This window comes from Listeria rocourtiae subsp. hofi (assembly GCF_963575615.1).
Taxonomy (GTDB): Bacteria; Bacillota; Bacilli; order Lactobacillales; family Listeriaceae; genus Listeria_A; species Listeria_A hofi.
This window is the reverse complement of record NZ_CAUYTL010000005.1, coordinates 33916-55979: the sequence shown is the minus strand read 5'-3', so window position 1 is coordinate 55979 and position 22064 is coordinate 33916. Positions and strand designations below refer to the sequence as shown.

Here is a 22064-nt window from a genome sequence, read left to right as displayed (position 1 = left end):
TGGCAACATTTATGGTAGCGTGAGCATGCGTGAACCAACTGATATTGATGGAGAAATCCTAGAAAGTGAGTTGTTTTGTTTGGATTTATTGGAAATTAAGGATCCTGCGTTCGTAAAAGACCTGGACGTGGCGCAGATGGAAGCGCTCAGTGCGGATATTCGCGAGTTCCTAATTCAATCGACTTCCAAAACGGGCGGACATATTGGACCGAACCTTGGTGTTGTGGAGCTTACAATAGCACTACACCATTGTTTTAATAGCCCAGAAGATAAGTTTTTATGGGATGTCGGGCACCAAACCTACGTACACAAGATTTTAACTGGTAGAGCAAATAGATTCGATACATTACGGCAACATGATGGATTAGATGGTTTTCCAAAACGTAAAGAATCCGAACATGATGTTTGGGAGACTGGTCATAGTTCTACTTCGTTATCTGCAGCTGCTGGAATGGCGATTGCACGAGATATTCGCAAAGAGAAATACCACGTTTTGCCGATTATTGGCGATGGAGCGCTAACTGGCGGTATGGCACTTGAAGCTTTAAATCATATTGGCGATATGAGAAAGAACGTAATCGTGGTTTTAAATGACAACAATATGTCGATTGCACCTAATGTTGGAGCGATGCATAATGTTTTAGGAAAACTGCGCACATCTGGCAAATTTAAACGAGCTAAAAAAGATATTGAAGCCGCAATGAAAAAAATCCCAACAGCTGGTGATAAAATTGCTGGTGCTGCAGAGCGGATTAAAGATAGTATTAAATATCTACTCGTTCAAGGTACTTTTTTTGAAGAAATGGGCTATACGTATCTCGGTCCCGTGAATGGTCACGATTACAATGATTTAATTACAAATATGGAATTTGCTAAAAAGGTTAAAGGCCCTGTTTTGATGCATGTTGTAACGACGAAAGGAAAAGGGTATCAACCTGCGGAATCTGATCGTATCGGCAATTGGCACGGAACTGGCCCTTACAAGATTGAGACAGGTGATTTCATCAAGCCTGTTGGTGGCCCTCCTGCTTGGAGCGCTGTGATTAGCGAAGCAGTACTGGAACTTGCACAAACAGATGAACGTGTGGTCGCTATAACGCCAGCGATGCCTGTAGGCTCAAAATTAGAAAAATTCGCTACAGCTTTTCCAGATCGCTTTTTTGATGTTGGGATTGCTGAGCAGCACGCAACAACAATGGCAGCTGGACTTGCTGCACTTCATATGAAACCTTTTTTAGCCATTTATTCGACGTTTTTGCAACGCGCTTATGATCAAGTCGTTCATGATATTTGTAGACAAGAACTGAATGTAATGATTGGCATTGATCGTGCCGGTTTGGTTGGTGCTGATGGTGAGACGCATCAGGGAATTTTTGATCTTGGCTTCTTGCGTGGTATTCCGAATATGACAATTATGATGCCAAAAGATGAGAATGAGGCAAGACATCTTGTAAAGACGGCGTACGACTACGATGCTGGACCAATTGCAATTCGTTATCCTCGCGGAAATGGGCTTGGCGTTAATATTGATGCCGAAATGAAAGCTGTGCCAATTGGTTCGTGGGAAACGCTTAGTACTCCGGTTGATGTGGCAATTGTCACGTTTGGAACAACAATTCCAATGGCCGTAGAAGCAGTAATGGAATTAAAGCGTCAAGGAATCCAAGCTGGTGTTATCAATGCACGCTTCATTAAGCCGCTAGACAAGGCGATGCTTCACGATTTGATGAAACGAGAAATTCCAATTATTACTGTTGAGGAGTCACTTTTAAAAGGCGGGTTTGGTACAGCGGTGCTTGAGTTTGCAGAGGAACATGGCTATGATCAGGCAATTATTCGCCGAATCGGGCTTCCGGATACTTTTATTAGTCATGGCTCTGTGGAGATGATTTTGGCAGAGCATGGAATTTCAACGCTTGGCATTTTAAATACGATTCAAAAAATATTACCAGAAAAGCAGATAAGGGCGTAGAGATGGCGATAAAAAAAGAACGTGTAGATGTATTATTAGTAGAGCAAGGTTTATTTGAAACACGCGAAAAAGCGAAGCGGTCCGTGATGGCTGGCTTGGTCTATTTAAAAGAAGAACGCGTGGATAAACCTGGTGAGAAATTCCCTCTAGAATCGGTATTTCAAGTGAAGGGAAAAGTGATGCCATATGTAAGCCGTGGTGGCCTGAAGCTTGAGAAGGCGCTCGAAGTATTTGATTTAGATGTGAAAGATAAATTGCTGCTCGATATCGGCTCTTCAACAGGCGGATTTACGGATTGTGCATTACAAAACGGTGCTAAACATTCCTATGCACTTGATGTCGGTTACAACCAGCTCGCTTGGAAATTGCGCAACGATGCTCGTGTTACCGTGATGGAACGCACGAATTTTAGATATGTAACCCCAGCTGATTTTGAGCAAGGTTTAGCGGATTTCGCAACAATTGACGTTTCGTTCATTTCGTTACAGTTAATTTTACCGGTCTTGAAAACAGTGTTAGTCAGTGATGGCGAAGTGATGACTTTGATAAAGCCACAATTTGAAGCAGGTAAAGAACAAGTCGGTAAAAAAGGAATTATCCGTGACCCGAAAATACATTTGGAAGTATTGGAGAAAATCACGAATTTTGCGGTAACAGAAGGTTATTCTGTATTAGCGGTAGATTTTTCTCCAATTACTGGTGGCGAAGGAAACATTGAGTTTATCGCACATCTTAAATGGGATAACAAAGCGGAAAATCATTTATCTGCGACTGGTTTAGCGGAGATTGTGACAAAAGCACATACGAAATTAGAATAATTATACATGCCGAACTGTCTTGTTAAGATAGCTCGGTTTTTATATTTCAAGCCACTTTTATGTATTTTTATCCCCTTATTTGGCCTTTTTCACATGCATACGACTTTTTAGAAACATTTTTCAAGTTAAATCCGTGACTTTACGCTCGTTTTGGGCTAAGATGTAAGAGAGAAAAAAGTTCGTGAGGTGAGAGATTATGAATAAAGGTCATCGTCATATTATTATTAGAGAACTCGTAACGTCAAATGAAATTGAGACGCAAGAAGATCTTGTTGAGTTATTACTAAAAAGAGATGTCAAAGTCACCCAAGCCACTATTTCCCGCGATATTAAAGAGTTACATCTCGTGAAGGTCCCAACGCAAACTGGCAACTATAAGTACAGCCTTCCTGCCGATAATCGCTTCAATCCGCATCAGAAGTTGAAACGATCACTTGTAGATGCTTTTATTAGTGTTGAAACTGTGCAGTTCATGCTTATTTTAAAAGTAATGCCGGGCAATGCCAATGCTATCGGAGCATTGATTGATAATTTGAACTGGGAAGAAAAAGTTGGCTCTTTGTGCGGAGATGATACCTGCTTAATTATTTGCCGAAGTGAATCCGACGCGAAAGTATTATCCGAGCGCTTGATTGAGATGCTCTAAATTGAGGTGAACAGATTTGTTACAAGAACTAACAATTAGAAATTTTGCTATCATCGAATCTTTAAATCTATCTTTTCAAGAAGGTATGACTGTTCTAACTGGGGAGACCGGCGCGGGGAAATCGATTATTATTGATGCGCTCGGTCTTCTTGTTGGTGGCAGAGGTTCCGTTGATTTTATTAGACACGGAGAAGACAAGCTGGAAATTCAAGGCCTATTTACGGTTAATTCACAAAATAAAGGCTGTCTTGAAGCGCTTGAACATAATGGTATCGATGCAAGTGACGGCATGGTTGTTCTGGAACGCATTCTTTTTCAAAGTGGAAAAAATACGTGCCGAATTAACGGAAAACTGGCGACGACGGTCGTTTTGCGTGAAATTGGTTCGCGACTTATTGATATCCACAGCCAACACGAGCATCAGGAATTAATGAATGATGAGTTTCATTTACAGTTGCTAGATCGATTTGCTTGGAAGGATATTGAGCCAACTTTAGCGCGTTATCAAACGGAATACATTGCTTATACAGAAATGAAATCAAAATGGCAGAACTGGACTAAAAATGAACAGGAACTAGCGCAGCGACTCGATATGCTTCGTTTTCAGCAAGATGAAATAACAAGTGCTAATCTGCGTCTAGGCGAAGAAGAGGGCTTGATGGAGCAGAAGCATGTACTTGCAAATTTTGAGAAGATTAACGAGAATCTGCAGAGTGCTTATGCGGCGCTTCAAGGTGAAGAGCGTGGCCTAGAATTCATCTCAGAAGCAATGCGCTACGTGGCAACGGCAAGCGATATTTTACCAGAATATAAATCGCTTAGTGAATCCGTGGCATCTAGTTTTTATTTACTTGAAGAAAGCGCAATGCAAATTAGGCAAGAGTTAGACAATCTAGAATTTCAGCCAGATGAATTAGATACAATCGAGACGCGACTTAATGAATTAAGCCAATTAAAACGAAAATATGGCAAGACGGTTGAAGCGATTATTCAGTACAATGAGGAAATTGATCAGGAAATTCTGGAGTTATCGGATCGAGAAACTCATTTAGGTCAACTCGAGCAAGATTTGAAAAGTGCGAAAGATAAGCTTGGCATACTTGCTTCCAAATTGACTGCAATTCGTCAAAAAGCAGCCATTCGACTAGGAAAACAAATCAAAAGTGAACTAAACCAACTATATATGGAAAAGGCGATTTTCCAAGTCAATTTCACGACACAAACAAGCGAATTCACAGAAAACGGTGTTGACAAAGTCGCATTTTATATGAGTACTAACCCAGGCGAACCGCTAAAAGCACTCTCAAAGGTGGCATCTGGCGGGGAGCTTTCGCGTATGATGCTGGCACTTAAAACCATTTTTTCACGCCATCAAGGCATTACTTCGATTATTTTCGATGAGGTTGATACAGGAGTTAGTGGACGTGTAGCCCAAGCAATTGCTGAGAAAATATATGCTGTGGCGATTGGTTCACAAGTACTCTGTATTTCTCACTTACCGCAAGTTGCCGCAATGGCTGATAACCATTTCTACATTTCCAAAGCAACAACCGGAAAACGAACGGTCACATCCGTTACACCGCTTTCTGGTGATGAAAAAATCGAGGAAATTAGTCGCATGATTGCTGGTATTGAAGTAACCGATGTGACAAAACAACATGCCAATGAAATGCTGACACAAGCAATGAAAATCAAATCGCAAAAGCAGGTATAATCTAAAAAATGAATTAAATAGCTTGCATCTCAAAAGAAATTTGCTTACAATGATGAAGTAGTATTTTTTATTACCTGGTCATAAAAACAACTACTAATTTGAGATGTAGGTTTTTTTCTGTGAAAAATCGCAAATTAGGAGGCTTTTTATGACAAAAAAATCTATATTCAATCCGGCAAAACCTCGGGAAAAGTTTACCGTTGCAATCGCTGGTGCCGATGATTCGGTTATTTTAGACGTAGTAGAACAAGCACTAGCACTTGGCATTGCTGATTTCTTATTATTTGGCCGCGCGGAATTAATCCCCTTACAGTCGCCGAACATTCGAATTATCGCGACAAAAACTGAACAAGAAGCAGCTGAAAAAGCGGCTGAGGCTGTAGTAAATAAAGAAGCTGATGTGCTCATGAAGGGAAACTTGCCAACAGCACTTATTTTAAAAACGGTATTAAAGCGCGAATATCAGTTGCGAGAGAAGGACTTATTATCACACGTTTCTGTATTTGAAATTCCTGCATATGGCAAACCATTAATCGTTTCAGATGTGGCGATGAACATTGCTCCAACCGAAAAAGAACAAATTCAAATTACACATAATGCCATTGAAGTAGCACGCAAACTTGGCATCGAAAAACCAAAAGTTGCGATATTGAGCGCTGTGGAAAAAGAAAACCCTAAAATGCAATCTTCTGTGCAAGCAGCCCAAGTTACAGCTTATTTCAAAGCATTTCCTGACAGCGGTGCATCCGTTGAAGGACCGCTCGCGTTTGACAATGCTATTTCCAAAACAGCTGCGTTACACAAAAACATCGTCAATGATGTAGCTGGAGATGCAGATATTTTGATTGTACCATCAATTGAAGCGGGCAATATTTTATATAAATCGCTCGTTTACTTTGCAGAGGCTAGAGTTGGCGGTATTATTGCGGGTGTAAAAGTCCCCATTATAATAGCATCTAGAAGCGATTCAGCTGATAATAAACTTGCTTCATTAATGCTAACTGTTGGAATGATCGGAAAATGATACAAAACTTTGAATAAAACGATTTCAAGCACTGGGGTGCAAAGCTTTTTAAGTTTGTGATAAGGCCATGTTACAATAGATCAGAGAAGGATATCATGATTCACATGGGGGTAAAAACATGGCATTTCTGGTTTTAGCAATTAATCCAGGCTCAACATCGACAAAGGTCGCTTTATTTCGAGATGAGACTGCGATTTTAGCAGAAGAAATATCACATCCGAGGGAGATAATTGCGCAATTTGAAAGTGTGATGGCACAATTTGAGTTTCGCTATACACTCATCAAAGAAACAATTGCAAAAATAGGCGTTACAGAACTAGCGGCGGTTGTTGGCCGTGGTGGGCTTTTACGACCAATGGCTGGTGGAACATATAGTGTGAATGAAGCAATGGAACGGGATTTAGAGATTGGTATCTCTGGCCAGCACGCTTCAAATTTAGGTGGATTGCTCGCTCGAAAAATCGCGGATGACTATGGTATTGCTGCGTATATCGTAGATCCAGTTGTTGTCGATGAATTAGAGCCTGTTGCACGAATTTCTGGAAACGCCCATATCGAGCGGCAAAGTATTTTTCATGCGTTGAATCATAAAGCAGTGGCTCGAAATGTCGCGAATAAGCTCAACAAGCTGTATGAAGAATCGAACTTTATCGTGGCACATCTTGGTGGTGGCATCTCAGTAGGTTCTCATCAACTGGGACGTGTCATCGATGTCAACAATGCGCTAGATGGTGACGGCCCAATGAGCCCCGAACGATCAGGTTCACTCCCAATGGCTAGTTTTCTTGATTGGGCATTTTCGGGAGAAATCACAAAAGCAAGCTTACATAACGAAATTGTCGGTCGTGGTGGTCTCGTTTCTTATAAAGGAACAAATGATTTGCGCGACATCGAAAGACAAATACAAGATGGTGACAAAGAGGCACTAGAACTATTTAGAGCGATGGCCTATCAAGTGGCAAAAGAAATCGGTTCACATGCTGCCGTTCTAAAAGGTCAGATAGACGCGATTGTGTTAACTGGTGGTTTAGCAAGAAGTAGCACGTTTATCAAAGAAATCAGCCAATATATTCACTGGATAGCACCGGTTATGACGGAGCCTGGCGAGGACGAAATGGCCGCTCTTAACAAAGGAGCACAACGAATTTTACAAGGAGTAGAAAAAGCAAAAATTTACCAAGGGGAGGAATAGAAATGGCAAAAGAGTATGATGTAGTAGTATTGGGAGGTGGGACGGGTGGTTACGTTGCCGCGATTCGCTCCGCACAAAAAGGATTAACAGTAGCCGTTGTCGAACAAGATAAACTTGGTGGCACTTGTTTGCATCGTGGTTGCATCCCAAGCAAAGCGCTACTACGTTCGGCTGAGGTATTACAGACGGTAAGAAAAGCAGCGGAATTTGGCATCGAAACTCCTGAACCAACTTTTAGCTTTATAAAAGCACAAGAACGCAAGCAAAGTATCGTTGACCAGTTGGAAAGCGGTATTCAGCAGCTTTTCAAAAAAGGCAAGATTGATTTATTTGAAGGTAAGGGCACGATTCTTGGCCCATCCATTTTCTCACCGACCGCAGGAACAATTTCTGTAGAATTTGCAGATGGCAGTGAAAATGAGATGCTTATCCCGAAAAACTTGATTATCGCGACTGGATCAAAGCCTCGAGCGCTTAAAGGTTTAGCATTTGATGAAGAGTTCGTGCTATCCTCTGATGGAGCTTTGCAATTAGAATCACTACCAGAGTCTATTATCATCGTTGGTGGCGGTGTTATAGGAATGGAATGGGCTTCGATGTTACATGATTTTGGTGTAGAAGTTACCGTTATCGAATATAGTGATCGTATTTTGCCAACCGAAGATAAAGATATCTCAAAAGAATTACACCGACTATACAAAAAGAAAAAGATAAATATCATAACGAGCGCTGAGGTCCAAGCAGATACGTACAAAAAAACAGCGAATGGCGTAGAGATATCTGCGCTTGTCAAAGGAACCCAACAAACTTTCACAGCTTCTAAAATATTTGTTTCTGTAGGTAGGAATGCAAACATCAATAATATCGGTTTAGAGAACACGGATATCATTATCGAAAACGGCGTTATCCAAGTCGCAAGTAATTTCCAAACGAAAGAAAGTCATATCTATGCGGTTGGAGATTGTATTGGTGGCATGCAACTAGCTCATGTTGCGATGGAAGAGGGAATTATTGCAGCAGAAGATATTAGTGGCCATCCGCAATCTGCAATTAATTACAACCATGTGCCTCGCTGTACGTATACATCACCAGAAATTGCAAGCGTTGGTATTACAGAAGAACAAGCAAAAGAACAAGGTTTTGAAGTGAAAACCGGAAAATTTTTCTTCCGAGGCATTGGAAAAGCGCTTGTATATGGTGAGTCAGAAGGCTTTATCAAAGTAGTAGCGGATAAGAAAACAAACGACTTGCTAGGCGTTTTCATGATTGGACCACACGTTACAGATATGATTTCCGAAGCCGCACTAGCACACGTATTAGATGCGACACCATTTGAAATTGGCAGTACGATTCACCCACATCCAACACTTGCAGAAGCATTTGGCGAGGCCGCGCTAGCAGTGGACGGCCTAGCAATTCATGGATAACAAATAAGGAGGAAATTTGAAAATGGGATTAAAAGAAACAGGTTTATCAGATGAAACCTTATTAGAAATGTACCAAAAATTACTGTTAACTAGACGGATTGATGAGCGTTTATGGCTACTCAATCGCTCTGGGAAAATACCGTTCACAATATCAGGACAAGGACAGGAAATCGCTCAAATTGGTGCTGCTTTTGCATTTGATTTAGAGAAAGATTATTGTTTGCCTTATTATCGCGACTTGGCTGTTGTCCTATCATTCGGCATGACGGCGCGCGATATCATGCTCAGCGCCTTTGCAAAAGCAGAAGACCCAAACTCTGGTGGACGTCAAATGCCCGCCCATTTCGGTCAAAAATCGAACCGAATCGTAACACAAAGTTCGCCAGTAACAACTCAATTTCCCCATGCAGCGGGAATCGGACTCGCAGCTAAAATGAAAAAAGATCCAATCGTGGCTTACGCATCAACCGGTGAAGGCTCTTCCAACCAAGGTGATTTCCACGAAGGTATCAACTTTGCAAGTGTCCATAAATTACCCGTTGTTTTCGTGATTCATAATAACCAATATGCGATTTCTGTTCCAGTAGAGAAACAATATGCAGCTGAAAAACTTTCTGATCGCGCACTTGGTTATGGAATTCCTGGGGTTCGTGTTGATGGAACAAATATGACAGAAGTTTATTTAGCCTTTAAGGAAGCTGCTGATCGTGCACGGCGCGGAGAAGGTCCTACGTTGATTGAAACGATGACATACCGCTTTACACCTCATTCCTCAGACGATGATGACAGAAGTTACCGGACACTAGAAGAAGTAAACAAAGCGAAAGAACGTGATCCGCTCCTTATCTACATGAAAGAATTAGAAGAGCTCGGATTACTGGATGATGCAAAAAAAGAGGCTTTCGAAAAAGAAGTAATGGCACAAGTCAATGAAGCCACCGACTATGCAGAAGCTGCAAGTTATGCAGATCCTGAATCCGCGCTACTACACGTTTACGAAGAACAATAAGAGGTTTATTTACGTTAGGGCAACGATTGGCCCTTTCGAATTAGGAGGAATAAAAATGCCTGTCATTTCATATATTGATGCCATTACGGCTGCGCTTCGTGAAGAGCTGGAGCGCGACGAGAATGTATTTATTTTAGGAGAAGATGTCGGAAAAAAAGGCGGTGTATTTAAAGCTACTGCTGGACTTTATGACCAATTTGGCGAGAGCCGTGTTTTAGATACACCATTAGCTGAATCCGCAATTGCTGGTGTCGGAATTGGTGCGGCGATGTACGGTATGCGTCCAGTTGCAGAAATGCAATTCGCTGATTTTATTATGCCCGCTGTAAATCAAATTATTTCCGAAGCATCACGAATTCGCTACCGTTCCAATAATGATTGGAGTTGTCCGATCGTTTTTCGTGCGCCTTATGGTGGTGGCGTACATGGTGCCCTTTACCACTCACAGTCAATCGAAAAAGTTTTCTCAGGACAACCCGGTCTAAAAATTGTGATGCCATCAAGCCCTTATGATGCAAAAGGACTTTTAAAAGCGGCAATTCGCGATAATGACCCCGTTTTATTTTTAGAGCATAAACGCGCATACCGTCTTATTAAAGGGGAAGTGCCTGAAACAGATTACACTGTACCGATTGGAAAGGCAAACATAGTTCGCGAAGGTGATGATTTGACAGTTATCACGTACGGACTAGCTGTTCACTTTGCCCAACAAGCCGCTGAAAAATTGGCGAGCGACGGCATTGAAGCTGAAATTTTAGATTTAAGAACAATTTATCCTTTAGATAAAGAGGCGATTATCGAAGCAGCCAAGAAAACCGGTAAAGTACTCCTCGTTACAGAAGATAATAAAGAAGGAAGCATTATCGGTGAAGTCGCAGCAACGATTGCAGAGCACTGCTTATTCGATTTAGATGCACCAATCAAGCGCTTAGCTGGGCCAGACACACCTGCAATGCCTTTTGCTCCAACAATGGAGAAATATTTCATGATTAACCCTGATAAAGTAGAAAAAGCGATGCGTGATTTAGCGGAATTTTAAAGGAGTGAAAAAACATGGCACTTGAAAAAATTACAATGCCACAGCTTGGTGAAAGCGTAACAGAGGGGACAATTAGCCAATGGTTAGTCGCGCCTGGAGATCACGTAAATAAATATGATGCCTTAGCAGAGGTACTGACTGATAAAGTGACTGCCGAAATTCCGTCATCCTTTACTGGAACAATTAAAGAATTGATTGCACAAGAAGATGAAACGCTTGATGTGGGCGCCGTTATTTGTATTTTAGAGACAGAAGCAGGAGCAGGCGATGCAGAGCCCCAAGAAGCTACAGCAACAGTTGAAACAACCAAATCAGAGCCAACCCTAAATGCACCGAAAAAAGTTACTACTAAACAAAGCCCGGCGACAGGTCGATTTTCACCAGCTGTTTTAACACTAGCAGCAGAACATAGTATTGATTTAAGCAATGTTAGTGGTACAGGAAGAGATGGACGAATTACACGAAAAGACGTTCTTGCTTACGTAGAAAATGGAGCACCAATCGAGCCTAAATCACTGCCAACAGAGCCGAAAGTTGCCCCTAAACAACAATCTATTACGCCAATGCCAACAAGTAGAAACGGTGATCGTGAAATTCCAGTAGATGGTATCAGAAAAGCCATTGCCAAACATATGGTATCGAGCAAACACGAAATTCCGCATGCTTGGATGATGGTAGAAGCAGATGCCACAGGTTTAGTACGCCACCGGGATGCACTTAAAAATAAATTTAAAGCTGAAGAAGGCTACTCACTGACTTATTTCGCATTTTTCGTGAAAGCAGTCGCACAGGCTTTGAAAGAATATCCAATTTTAAACAGCACATGGGCTGGTGATACAATCATTGAACGTGCAGATATCAATATTTCCATCGCCGTTGCAACCGATAATCACCTTTTTGTACCAGTTATCAAAAACGCTGATGAGAAATCAATTAAAGGGATAGCTCGCGAAATCACTGAACTAGCAGCAAAAGCACGCACTGGAAAACTGACACAAGATGACATGTCAGGCGGTACATTTACTGTCAATAGTACTGGATCATTTGGTTCCGTGCAATCCATGGGAATTATCAATCATCCACAAGCTGCTATTTTACAAGTAGAATCCATCGTCAAGCGTCCAGTTGTCATTGACGATATGATTGCGATTCGTAACATGGTAAATCTCTGTTTATCAATCGACCATCGCATTTTGGATGGCCTAGTAGCTGGTAGATTCCTTAGCAAAGTGAAAGAAAATATTGAAACCATAACAAAAGCCAATACACCAATCTACTGAAAATAAATAGGTGAGAATAGGGGGAAACAAACTAAAATACCCAATGTTTAACAAAATTTCCAGCGGGTATAAGATAATACATCTAGATCCATACCCCTAAACTCCCTAGATGTCTTGAGTGGTACGTTTAAATACGCTATCGCTCTTTTTTGTTGTTGGGGTCGCTATGAACAAAATGAATTACAACCCCAATATAAGCGAGAGCAAAGCGAACGGTTAATCCTTAAAAGCTTCTTCATCGCCCAGAGCATAGCCGTCGAGAAAAATAAAAAAACCACATCTAAATGTGGTTTCCAAACACATATTCAATCATATATTATAGGAACATCAAAACCCCAGTTAAAACAGAAGAGGCTACGATTGCAATAAGCATCAGAATAACGATAACTCTAGCAACTTTTTTGTTAGACATAAAATAAGATGACTCCTTCCAAATAAAATCATGTTATCTTTATCATACTTACTTTATGTGAGAATTTCAAGTGAAATTAGTAGGATTTAGCTAATATTTTTCAAGGAAACTGACGGAGGTGAATAGAATGACGCAAGCTCATGTACAAGACCTTTTTCTAGAGTTGGTTGCGATTCCGTCAAAATCCGGCCAAGAACAGGAAATCATGGCACATATCCAAACCTTTTTCAAAGAAATCGGCGTAGAAGTGAAGATAAGCAAGCAGCAAGCTGGACTCGTTGCAACCTTACCAGCAACAAACCAAGAGTTAGAAAAAGCTCCGGTCATTGCCTTCTCAGCTCACTTAGATACAGCTACATCAGTCGATTCACCAGAAGTAATCATTACAAACGGCTATATCGAAACAGCGAACCGCGCTCTTTTAGGAGCAGATGACAAAGCCGGGGTTGCCGCTATGCTAGCAGCTGCTAAGTATCTCTCAAAAAATGCTGAACCACATGGTCAAGTGGAATTTATTTTCACTACCAAAGAAGAAGAGGGATTAATTGGTGCTAAATTATTCGATCTCGACCTTGTCGATGCCACATTCGGCTACTGTCTCGATGCCCCAGGACCGGTCGGGGGCATAATTCGTACGAGTAAAACCCATTTGCAACTCGATTTTTGGATTGAAGTCGCAATGACCCACGAAAAATCAGCCATTCAAATTGCACGTGATGCGATGAAAAAAATCCACAAAAACTTGGCATTTAAAGATGGAATAGCATGGCAAGTTTATCATTTTGGTGGTGAAATCTTAGAAAATGGAAATGAGAAAGTAACGATTCTCTCTGAATTTTCCGCGGATTATCCACTTAAAAACTGTTTGCTATATGTCGATCAAATCAAACAAATATTCATTGAAACTGGCGTTACATATAAGGCCGATGTGCAAGATGTGACGCATATGAGCTATCATTATTTCAGCCTTCCCGAAAAAAACCATGCTTACAAAATAGCTTCCGAAGCTATGCAAATTCTCGAAATCACGCCAAAAATGCTTCAACTAGAGGGAGGAACAGATGCCAATGTGTTTAATGATCGCGGGATTCCCTTCCTTGTCCTTTCGGCTGGTTTTGAAAACCCGCACACGACTAGCGAGCGAATAGCTAGTACAGAGCTTGATAAGCTTACCGAACTTATTCTAGAAATTATAAAAATTACGGCAAACTAACAATAAATTCGCTAAATTCGGGTTTGTTTCGTTGCCGTAGCGCCAAAGTTTTGATATAGTTATGAGTGTTGAGAAAATGACAGCATTCATTATAACGAATGACTCGAATCAGAAGGGACGAATGTGAAAAATGGCAAAACAAGAAATTGGCGTTATCGGAATGGGCGTAATGGGTCGCAACTTGGCCTTAAATATTGAAAGTCGCGGTTATAGCGTATCGATTTTTAATCGCTCTAGCGAGAAAACGAAAACAGTCGCAGAAGCACATAGCGACAAAAAATTGGTTCCTACGTATAATTTAGAGGAGTTTGTTAACTCCATCGAAGTACCTCGTCGTATTCTTTTAATGGTACAAGCAGGCGCGGCGACTGATATGATGATTGATGCAGTCAAACCTTTCCTAAGCGAAGGCGATATTTTGATCGATGGTGGAAATACGTTCTTTAAAGACACGATTCGCCGCAACAAAACGCTTAGCGAAGAAGGTTTTAATTTTATCGGAACTGGTGTTTCTGGCGGGGAAGAAGGTGCGTTAAAAGGTCCTTCAATTATGCCTGGTGGTCAACGCAAAGCCTATGATTTAGTCGCTCCAATTTTGCAAGAGATTGCAGCTGTAGCGGATGGCGAGCCTTGTGTAACTTATATCGGCCCTGATGGCGCTGGACACTACGTAAAAATGGTGCATAACGGGATTGAATATGGAGATATGCAATTGATTGCCGAAGCCTATACAATTCTTAAACAAATTGGTGGCTTGACAAATGATGAGCTCGCTGATGTATTCACAGAATGGAATGACGGCGAACTTGACAGCTACTTAATCCAAATCACAAAAAACATCGTGAAAACAAAAGATCCTGAAACAGGGAAACCAATTGTTGATGTGATTCTTGACAAAGCAGGGCAAAAAGGGACAGGTAAGTGGACAAGCCAAAGTGCACTAGACTTAGGTGTACCGCTTTCTCTTATTACAGAATCCGTATTTGCACGCTACATTTCAGCATTGAAAGACGAGCGCGTTCATGCAAGCACTGTTTTAAGTGGTCCAAACAATTATTCTTTCAATGGTGATAAAAAAGCTTTTGTAGAATCTGTACGCCGTGCGCTATATTTCAGTAAAATCGCATCCTACGCACAAGGTTTTGCACAAATGAAAGCTGCATCAGATGAATATGAATGGGATTTACAATATGGCGAAATCGCTAAAATCTTCCGCGCTGGTTGTATTATTCGCGCTCGTTTCCTACAAAAAATCACAGATGCATACAATAACGATAAGAACTTAAATAATTTATTATTAGATCCGTATTTTAAAGATATCGCACATAACTACCAAGACGCATTGCGTGAAGTTGTTGCTGAATCTGTCAAAGCCGGAATTCCAGTACCAACCTTCACTGCAGCAATTAGTTATTATGATAGCTACCGTTCAGAAGTACTATCAGCGAACCTAATCCAAGCCCAACGCGACTACTTCGGTGCACATACGTACGAACGCGTTGATAAAGCTGGAACGTACCACACGGAGTGGCCAGAGATTGATGAATAAAACGAAAAGCTGAAACGGTCCGTTCAGCTCCCAAAAGAATGATGACTTATCTCTAATCATGGAGATGGGTCACCATTCTTTTCTTCTTTATAGAATAAAATATAGGAAAATGCATCCTTTTATGAATTTACATATATAAATTCCCTTTATAGACTGTTATTAGTTGTTTTTGCCGTGATTTTAGTTACAATAGTAATAGGAAGATATCTGGTTTTTGAAGGTGGGGATAGTTGATGAATAGAATACTTATTGTAGAAGATGAAAAAAATTTAGCTCGCTTTATAGAATTGGAATTGCAACATGAAGGATATGAAACAGCAGTAGCTAACGATGGGCGTGCAGGACTTGAACTTGCGATTACCGAAGAATGGGATGCAATCCTACTTGATTTAATGTTGCCACAACTAAATGGTGTAGAAGTATGTCGACGCGTTCGCCAAGTTAAAGAAACACCGATTATTATGATTACTGCTCGTGATTCTGTTATTGACCGTGTTTCTGGCCTTGATCATGGTGCGGATGATTATATCGTAAAACCGTTCGCGATTGAAGAACTATTGGCGCGTCTTCGTGCCTTACTTCGCCGCATTGAAACGAGTGAAAATGAAACAAAACAAACAACACTAGAATACCGTGATATCGTAGTTGAGAAAGAAAGTCGCATCGTGAAGCGCGGGGAAGATATTATCGATTTGACCAAACGTGAATACGAATTATTGCTAACCTTAATGGAAAATATCAATATCGTATTGACGCGTGAAGTACTTTTAAACAAAGTATGGGGTTATGAAACAGAAGTAGAGACAAACGTTGTAGACGTGTATGTCCGCTATTTACGCAATAAAATCGATAATAAGGACGACGATGAAAGCTATATCCAGACAGTGCGCGGCACGGGATATGTGATGCGTACATGACAACACCAAACACATTTTCTTTAAAAAGCCGCTCTCTGAAATTTAAATGGACTTTCGGAGCAAGTGCTGCTATCTTTTTAACTTTCTTTCTCTTTTCTTTTGCCATTTATCAAGGTATTGGTAGTATGCTTTTAGATGAAAAAGACTCGACAGTGAAATCAGCAGCATTAGCAGCATCAGTTGCGATTAGTAACGCTGGTTTAACTAACTCAGCAAGTAATATTACGAGCACAAATATCGGACCTGTTGTAACTCAAAATTTAGAGCTACGATCGCGCCTAGAAGATCAAGTTCTGGTGTTTTACGATAAAGATGGAAAATTGATTGAGCAATACACAGCTGGGCGATATAACGATAATGCGTATGCCAAATATGATTATAGTAGCTATTTGGTGAAACAACCAACTGGTACGATATCTAAACCCACCGTGAAAGGTCAGCAAATGGTCATGTATGAGATGCCAATTACGAGCAGCCAGGATAATGCGACAATAATCGGTTATATCCAAGTTGTAAATCCAATGACATCGTACAACAGCATGATGGGTAAATTACTAGCAACGATGTTCTTACTCGGCGCTGTAGCTTTGTTCATTAGCGGTATGCTTGGCTACTTACTAGCTCAGAACTTTTTAAATCCACTAACAAAAATGGCCAAAACAATGAATGACATTCGAAACAATGGCTTCCAAAAACGAATCGAGCCCACTGTTATCACAAAAGATGAAATCGGCGAATTAACGCTCGTTTTCAATGATATGATGACGCAAATCGAACGTAGTTTTGAACAACAGAAACAGTTTGTGGAGGATGCTTCTCATGAGCTAAGAACACCAGTGCAGATTATGGAAGGACACCTCAAGCTACTAAACCGTTGGGGCAAAAGTGATCCAGATGTCTTAGATGAATCGCTCAATGCCTCGCTGACAGAATTAGAACGCATGAAAAAATTAGTGCAAGAAATGCTAGATTTATCGAGAGCTGAGCAGATTTCACAGACAAAAGAACTTCAGCTTGTTTGTGTGAATGATGTTGTAGAGCAGGTAAGACGCAATTTTGAAGTCATGTATGAAGACTTCGCATTTACATTGACAGAGGATAATAAGAATCTCCACGCGATGATTCAGCACAATCATTTAGAGCAGATTTTAATTATCATTGCAGATAATGCTGTGAAGTACTCTGGCGATGGTAAACAAGTCGATATACACATCTATAAAGAAGCGGATCAAATTAAAGTGTCCATAAAAGATTATGGTGTTGGGATTTCTCCAGATGAGATTGACAAGATTTTCAACCGTTTCTATCGTGTCGATAAAGCACGTAGTCGTGAAGTTGGCGGAAATGGACTTGGCCTTGCAATTGCTAAAGAACTTGTCAGCGGTTATCTAGGTACGATCCAAGCGGAAAGTGAGGATAGCATTAGTACAACCATCACAATTTCTCTGCCGCTAATCGAGCAAAAAGAAGAACCAGAAAAAGATGAGTAGAAAAAGACGTTCCCTAATGATTACAAGATGAATCAGGGAATGTCTTTTTATGTTATTTTTTATTTTGTTCGTGCTCTATTTGCTCAATTTCTCTTTCCTCTTTTTCCATCATCTCAACTTCTGGATGTTTTTTCATGTACAGTTTCTTGGTTAAGAGTGTCTGACCCGCTAGGAATAATCCGCCGACCGCCCAATAAAGTGCGAGGGCTGCTGGTGCAGAGAAGGAGACGAAGAGAATCATGATTGGTGAGATAAGTCCCATAACCCTCATTTGTTTTTTTTGCTCAGGAGTGTAACCGATTAAGGATACAAAATATTGTAATAGATAAACAGCACCTGCAATCACTGCCATTATCATATCTGGGCTACCTAAGCTAAACCAAAGAAACTCATGATGCGCAATATCAGATGAACCACGAATAGCATAATAGAACGCCATCAAAATAGGCATTTGAATCAGAAGCGGCAAGCAACCCATTTGTAACGGATTAATGTTGTATTTGGAATAGACAGCCGCCATTTCTTGCTGAATTTTTTGCTGTTCCTCTTTCGATGTTGCTCGTTTTAGCCGCGCTTGAATCTCATCAATTTCTGGTTTTGCAACAGCCATTTTAGACTGCATGCCCATCTGTGCTTTTGCAGTTCGTAAATTAAGCGGCATGATAAGGGCGCGAATAGCTAGCGTTGTAACGATAATCGCGATGCCATAATTTCCACCGAATATTGAAGCAATCCATTCAATAACCGCGGTAAATGGCTTAATAAGATATACATAGAAGAATCCATCCGTATTTTGAGAAGGATCCATGCTACAGCCTGCTAGTGCAAAGAATAGCGCCGCAATCATAATGAGCAATAATATATTTTTCTTTTTCAATGTCTTATTTCCTCCTAAAAGTAAGTTAGTATCAATCAATTACCAGGAAAAAAGCAGTGAAAATTCATCGTCTGTATTTGAAAAACGGGTGATTGCTTGGACGAGCCATACAATAATGAAACTAGCTCGATACATCTCTGCGGGTTTCCAAGGAATAACAGGAAGTGGCGTGATGCACAGGTGCTTCATATGCAAAATCATCGTGGGCTTTACCATCGCTAAAACTGGCCAATATCTGAGCACAGCCATCGTCATGAAAAAGGTAACGTATAGCGAAATATACTCTGGTCCAAACGCCATTTGAATGAAAGTTTCAAACATACGCAGTCACTCCTTCCAATTAAAATTAAGTACAGCCTTAACTATATCCGAAAAGCACATATTAATCAATATTCGATATCAAATGTCTTGCGTTCTTCAACAGGAGCATCTTTATAAATATATACTTCGCCAATTCGAGCTGAAGGAGAGGGGCCTTTTTTGACGGCTTCGATAAATTTTTCTAAATCGGCTTCTTCTGCAATTGCTTGAATTTCAACGGAGCCATCTTGTAAATTTTTAACGATGCCACTGATGTTCATTTTGTAAGCCAAATGCTTTGTAGTATAACGAAAACCAACGCCTTGTACCATTCCAGTTACACGCATAATAACGGTTTTACGAGCCATAAGTCTAATCACCTATCCTTTTTTATTAATACTCTTAGTGTACCTTTTTTCGGTGTGTATTTCAAAAAATAACATGGGCAAAGCAAGTTACAGTGAGATTCTGATGCCCTGTGCTATAATAGCTTTACATATTATGAAGTGAATGAAAGTAAGGTGTTGGAAGATGGCAAAATTTCAAGTTATTGTGACGAAGGGCGAGTATGAGCCTTGGTGGTTTTTTGAGGACTGGGAAAAAGATATTGAATCGTCATTTGCGTATACAGAAAAAAGCGATGCGATATCACAATATCAAGTTTTAGCTACAGAATTAATGGAGAACTATCCGAATAGTGCAGTGAAAAAAAACGTATTATTGGCGACTTGGTCAGAGGATGAGACACAGTATTGCGAGGAGTGCGACGACGACATTCAAACATTTCATGGGCTGATATTACTTGTCGATGAAAGCGTTTATGAACCAACACCGGACGAGCTGGCAACTTATTTTTCTTTTAACAAAAGACTAGATTTGTCAAAGGACGCCTGATTTTTAGGTGTTTTTTTGATGAAAGGGGGATACAAAAATGGATGAGCAACAACGATCGCGTCGTAAAGATGAACACGTTACACTAGCTTACGGTCAATTTGATGCAAATCAGACGGCATTTCAGCATATCCGGTTTGTGCCGCAAGGATTGCCCAATTTTCATAAAAAAGAGGTTTCTCTACAAACTTATTTCGCGGGACAAACATTTGACGCACCGTTCTATATCAATGCAATGACTGGCGGTAGCGCGAAGACAAAGCTCATCAATCAGCAATTAGCCATTATCGCACGCGAGGCAGGCCTTGCAATGGCTGTCGGATCACAATCAGCGGCATTGCGAGATAAAAGCCTTACTGATTCATACCACATCGTTCGAGCAGAAAACCCTGATGGGCCCATCTTTGCGAATTTAAGTGCGGACAATTCGGTGGATAATGCCAGAAAAGCCGTCGATATGATTGGTGCGAACGCTTTACAAATACATATCAATGTGGCTCAGGAGATTGTTATGAAAGAGGGCGATCGTGATTTTTCCAATTGGCTAACTGCTATCGAAAAACTTATTGCCATCGAAGAATTCCCAGTCATTGTGAAAGAGGTCGGTTTCGGAATGAGCCGAGAATTGCTGGAACAGTTACAAAATATTGGAGCAAAAACTATCGATATCGGTGGAAGAGGCGGTACCAATTTTGCAAAAATCGAAACAGATCGAAGACGAGACGGAGCATATCAATTTTTAGAAGATTGGGGGTTATCAACAGTTGAATCTTTGCTTGATTGTCAAAATCATGCTTCGGAAATACTAGCATCTGGTGGCATTAAAACACCACTAGATATTTTAAAATGCCTAGCGCTTGGTGCAAAGTCGGTTGGCATTGCAGGCATTGTACTCCACCAACTGAAAAAAACAAATACAGACCAAACCATCCAACTGCTACTCGATTGGAAAAGTGAGCTAAAAGGCATCATGACGCTACTTAATGCAAAATCCATCCCTGAATTAACACGAAAGTCATTAATCATCGAAGACAAGCTACGCGATTTTGCTACTACTAGACATATCAATATAGACCAGCTGGCCAACCGCATATAAAAAGGAGCTGCGACCACTCGGTGACAGCTCCTTTTTATATTATTTTGAAGTTATTGCTGTTTCAAGTACAGCTAAACGCGCTTCCAAATCTTCTGGACTAAGCGCATGTTTTTTTACATATAAGTTCGCAGGATGTGTCCGGCATTCGTGAGAGCAGCTGCGTAAATATTTCTCTTCATTCTCCACAGAAGCGAGAATTTGTTTGTTACAATATGGGTTCGCACAATTAATATAACGTTCACAAGGCGTCCCATCGAAGTAATCCTTCCCAACAATCGTATGATCCACGCGGTTAATCGGAACAGCAATACGCTCATCAAAAACATACATCATACCATCCCAAAGATCACCTTTTACCGTTTCATCCTTACCGTATGTCGCAATACCACCATGCAATTGAGAAACATCTTCAAAACCAGCTGTCTTTAACCAACCAGAGAACTTCTCGCAACGAATACCGCCCGTACAATACGTAACGACTTTTTTATCTTCAAACATATCTCGGTTTTCTTCTACCCAAGCAGGCAAATCACGGAATGTTTCAATATCCGGACGAACCGCACCACGAAAATGGCCGAGATCAAATTCATAGTCATTTCTAGCATCCAGAATCACAGTATCTTCATCTTTTAAAGCCTCACGAAATTCTTCTGGCTCCATATAATTTCCTGTAATCTCTAAAGGATTCACATCATTTTCTAGTGAAAGGGAAACAATTTCTGGGCGTGGACGTACGTGCATTTTTTGGAATGCATGTTTGTCTGCCGCATCAATTTTGAATACCATATCAGCAAAACGGGCATCTGCATGCATCGCCTCGATATATTTTTCTGTTTCCTCTATTGTTCCTGAAACCGTGCCATTAATACCTTCCTCTGCCACTAAAATCCGTCCCTTAAGACCGATTTCCTTGCACATAGCGAGATGTTCGGCTGCGAATTGTTCAGGATTATCAATCGTTGTGTATTTGTAATATAACAACACTTGATAGCTGCTCATGTTCTAACCACCCTTAATCAAATTTTATTGGAAAAGTGTATTTCCTAGTTTGCGCATTGTCTATGATACTATATTTAGGGCTATGGATGCAAGAGGAAACGCGGTAATTCGCCATGAAAATAGTTCAAAATATGAAATAATTATGTCATCGATTAACATTGTATGATATAATTTATATTAGTGAAAAAAAGAGAACATT

21 protein-coding genes are annotated in these 22064 nt (G+C 40.6%); 16 read left to right on the top strand and 5 right to left on the bottom strand.

All coding sequences use genetic code 11. The features are described from left to right. Positions 1-25: 25 nt before the first annotated feature. The 10 genes from dxs (at position 26) to R8925_RS04145 (ending at position 12121) form a co-directional block, all read left to right on the top strand. Positions 26-1972 carry a 1-deoxy-D-xylulose-5-phosphate synthase gene (gene dxs, locus R8925_RS04190; RefSeq protein WP_430534664.1) on the top strand — a complete coding sequence of 649 codons (1947 nt, stop codon included), beginning with the start codon at positions 26-28 and terminating at the stop codon, positions 1970-1972. A 2-nt stretch (positions 1973-1974) separates the two neighbouring features. Next, entirely contained in the window at positions 1975-2790 is an 816-nt protein-coding gene (locus tag R8925_RS04185; protein ID WP_430534663.1) for a TlyA family RNA methyltransferase, read from the top strand. A 196-nt stretch (positions 2791-2986) separates the two neighbouring features. After that, positions 2987-3436: a transcriptional regulator AhrC/ArgR gene (ahrC, locus tag R8925_RS04180; protein WP_036069612.1), complete on the top strand. Its 450-nt coding sequence runs from the start codon at positions 2987-2989 to the stop codon at positions 3434-3436. A 16-nt stretch (positions 3437-3452) separates the two neighbouring features. Continuing rightward, complete coding sequence (gene recN, locus R8925_RS04175; protein WP_430534662.1) at positions 3453-5150, top strand: DNA repair protein RecN; 1698 nt, start codon at positions 3453-3455, stop codon at positions 5148-5150. Positions 5151-5298: 148 nt separating this feature from the next. Then, positions 5299-6174, top strand: coding sequence for a phosphate acyltransferase (locus R8925_RS04170; protein ID WP_430534661.1), 876 nt, complete (start codon positions 5299-5301; stop codon positions 6172-6174). 118 nt (positions 6175-6292) lie between these two features. Then, complete coding sequence (gene buk, locus R8925_RS04165) at positions 6293-7366, top strand: butyrate kinase (protein ID WP_430534660.1); 1074 nt, start codon at positions 6293-6295, stop codon at positions 7364-7366. A 2-nt stretch (positions 7367-7368) separates the two neighbouring features. Continuing rightward, complete coding sequence (lpdA, locus tag R8925_RS04160) at positions 7369-8793, top strand: dihydrolipoyl dehydrogenase (protein WP_430534659.1); 1425 nt, start codon at positions 7369-7371, stop codon at positions 8791-8793. Between the two features lie 22 nt (positions 8794-8815). Beyond that, positions 8816-9802, top strand: coding sequence for a thiamine pyrophosphate-dependent dehydrogenase E1 component subunit alpha (locus R8925_RS04155; RefSeq protein WP_430534658.1), 987 nt, complete (start codon positions 8816-8818; stop codon positions 9800-9802). Between the two features lie 55 nt (positions 9803-9857). Then, on the top strand, positions 9858-10841 hold the full coding sequence (locus R8925_RS04150; protein WP_430534657.1) for an alpha-ketoacid dehydrogenase subunit beta: 984 nt from the start codon (positions 9858-9860) through the stop codon (positions 10839-10841). A gap of 14 nt (positions 10842-10855) precedes the next feature. After that, positions 10856-12121, top strand: a complete 1266-nt coding sequence (locus R8925_RS04145) for a dihydrolipoamide acetyltransferase family protein (protein WP_430534656.1) — start codon at positions 10856-10858, stop codon at positions 12119-12121. A gap of 316 nt (positions 12122-12437) precedes the next feature. On the opposite strand, the gene prli42 is transcribed toward R8925_RS04145, so the two are convergent. Further along, complete coding sequence (prli42, locus tag R8925_RS04140; protein WP_430534655.1) at positions 12438-12533, bottom strand: stressosome-associated protein Prli42; 96 nt, start codon at positions 12531-12533, stop codon at positions 12438-12440. Between the two features lie 127 nt (positions 12534-12660). Between prli42 and R8925_RS04135 the strand changes: the two genes are divergently transcribed. The 4 genes from R8925_RS04135 to R8925_RS04120 all read left to right on the top strand — a co-directional run bounded on the left by R8925_RS04135 (position 12661) and on the right by R8925_RS04120 (position 17702). Further along, positions 12661-13746 carry a M20/M25/M40 family metallo-hydrolase gene (locus R8925_RS04135; RefSeq protein ID WP_430534654.1) on the top strand — a complete coding sequence of 362 codons (1086 nt, stop codon included), beginning with the start codon at positions 12661-12663 and terminating at the stop codon, positions 13744-13746. A 130-nt stretch (positions 13747-13876) separates the two neighbouring features. Next, positions 13877-15295 (top strand): NADP-dependent phosphogluconate dehydrogenase, encoded by a 1419-nt coding sequence (gndA, locus tag R8925_RS04130; protein WP_133620247.1) that lies wholly within the window; start codon positions 13877-13879, stop codon positions 15293-15295. 233 nt (positions 15296-15528) lie between these two features. After that, the gene (locus R8925_RS04125; protein WP_036069623.1) at positions 15529-16212 is read left to right on the top strand and encodes a response regulator transcription factor; all 684 of its coding nucleotides are present in this window, start codon (positions 15529-15531) and stop codon (positions 16210-16212) included. Next, on the top strand, positions 16209-17702 hold the full coding sequence (locus R8925_RS04120; protein ID WP_430534653.1) for a HAMP domain-containing sensor histidine kinase: 1494 nt from the start codon (positions 16209-16211) through the stop codon (positions 17700-17702). The genes R8925_RS04125 and R8925_RS04120 overlap by 4 nt, the downstream gene beginning before the upstream one ends. 52 nt (positions 17703-17754) lie before the next feature. Here the strand turns inward: R8925_RS04120 and yidC are convergent, their stop codons facing one another. The 3 genes from yidC to R8925_RS04105 all read right to left on the bottom strand — a co-directional run bounded on the left by yidC (position 17755) and on the right by R8925_RS04105 (position 19247). Further along, positions 17755-18579 (bottom strand): membrane protein insertase YidC, encoded by an 825-nt coding sequence (yidC, locus tag R8925_RS04115; RefSeq protein ID WP_430534652.1) that lies wholly within the window; start codon positions 18577-18579, stop codon positions 17755-17757. 39 nt (positions 18580-18618) lie between these two features. Next, positions 18619-18900, bottom strand: a complete 282-nt coding sequence (locus tag R8925_RS04110; protein ID WP_430534651.1) for a hypothetical protein — start codon at positions 18898-18900, stop codon at positions 18619-18621. 65 nt (positions 18901-18965) lie between these two features. Beyond that, positions 18966-19247 carry an acylphosphatase gene (locus tag R8925_RS04105; protein ID WP_187131417.1) on the bottom strand — a complete coding sequence of 94 codons (282 nt, stop codon included), beginning with the start codon at positions 19245-19247 and terminating at the stop codon, positions 18966-18968. Positions 19248-19410: 163 nt separating this feature from the next. On the opposite strand from R8925_RS04105, the gene R8925_RS04100 reads away from it, so the two are divergent. Both R8925_RS04100 and fni read left to right on the top strand, forming a co-directional pair. Then, positions 19411-19773, top strand: a complete 363-nt coding sequence (locus tag R8925_RS04100; protein ID WP_430534650.1) for a DUF1033 family protein — start codon at positions 19411-19413, stop codon at positions 19771-19773. A 37-nt stretch (positions 19774-19810) separates the two neighbouring features. Next, the gene (gene fni / locus R8925_RS04095; RefSeq protein WP_430534649.1) at positions 19811-20866 is read left to right on the top strand and encodes a type 2 isopentenyl-diphosphate Delta-isomerase; all 1056 of its coding nucleotides are present in this window, start codon (positions 19811-19813) and stop codon (positions 20864-20866) included. A gap of 39 nt (positions 20867-20905) precedes the next feature. Here the strand turns inward: fni and trhO are convergent, their stop codons facing one another. Further along, positions 20906-21865: an oxygen-dependent tRNA uridine(34) hydroxylase TrhO gene (trhO, locus tag R8925_RS04090; RefSeq protein ID WP_430534648.1), complete on the bottom strand. Its 960-nt coding sequence runs from the start codon at positions 21863-21865 to the stop codon at positions 20906-20908. Positions 21866-22064 lie beyond the last annotated feature (199 nt).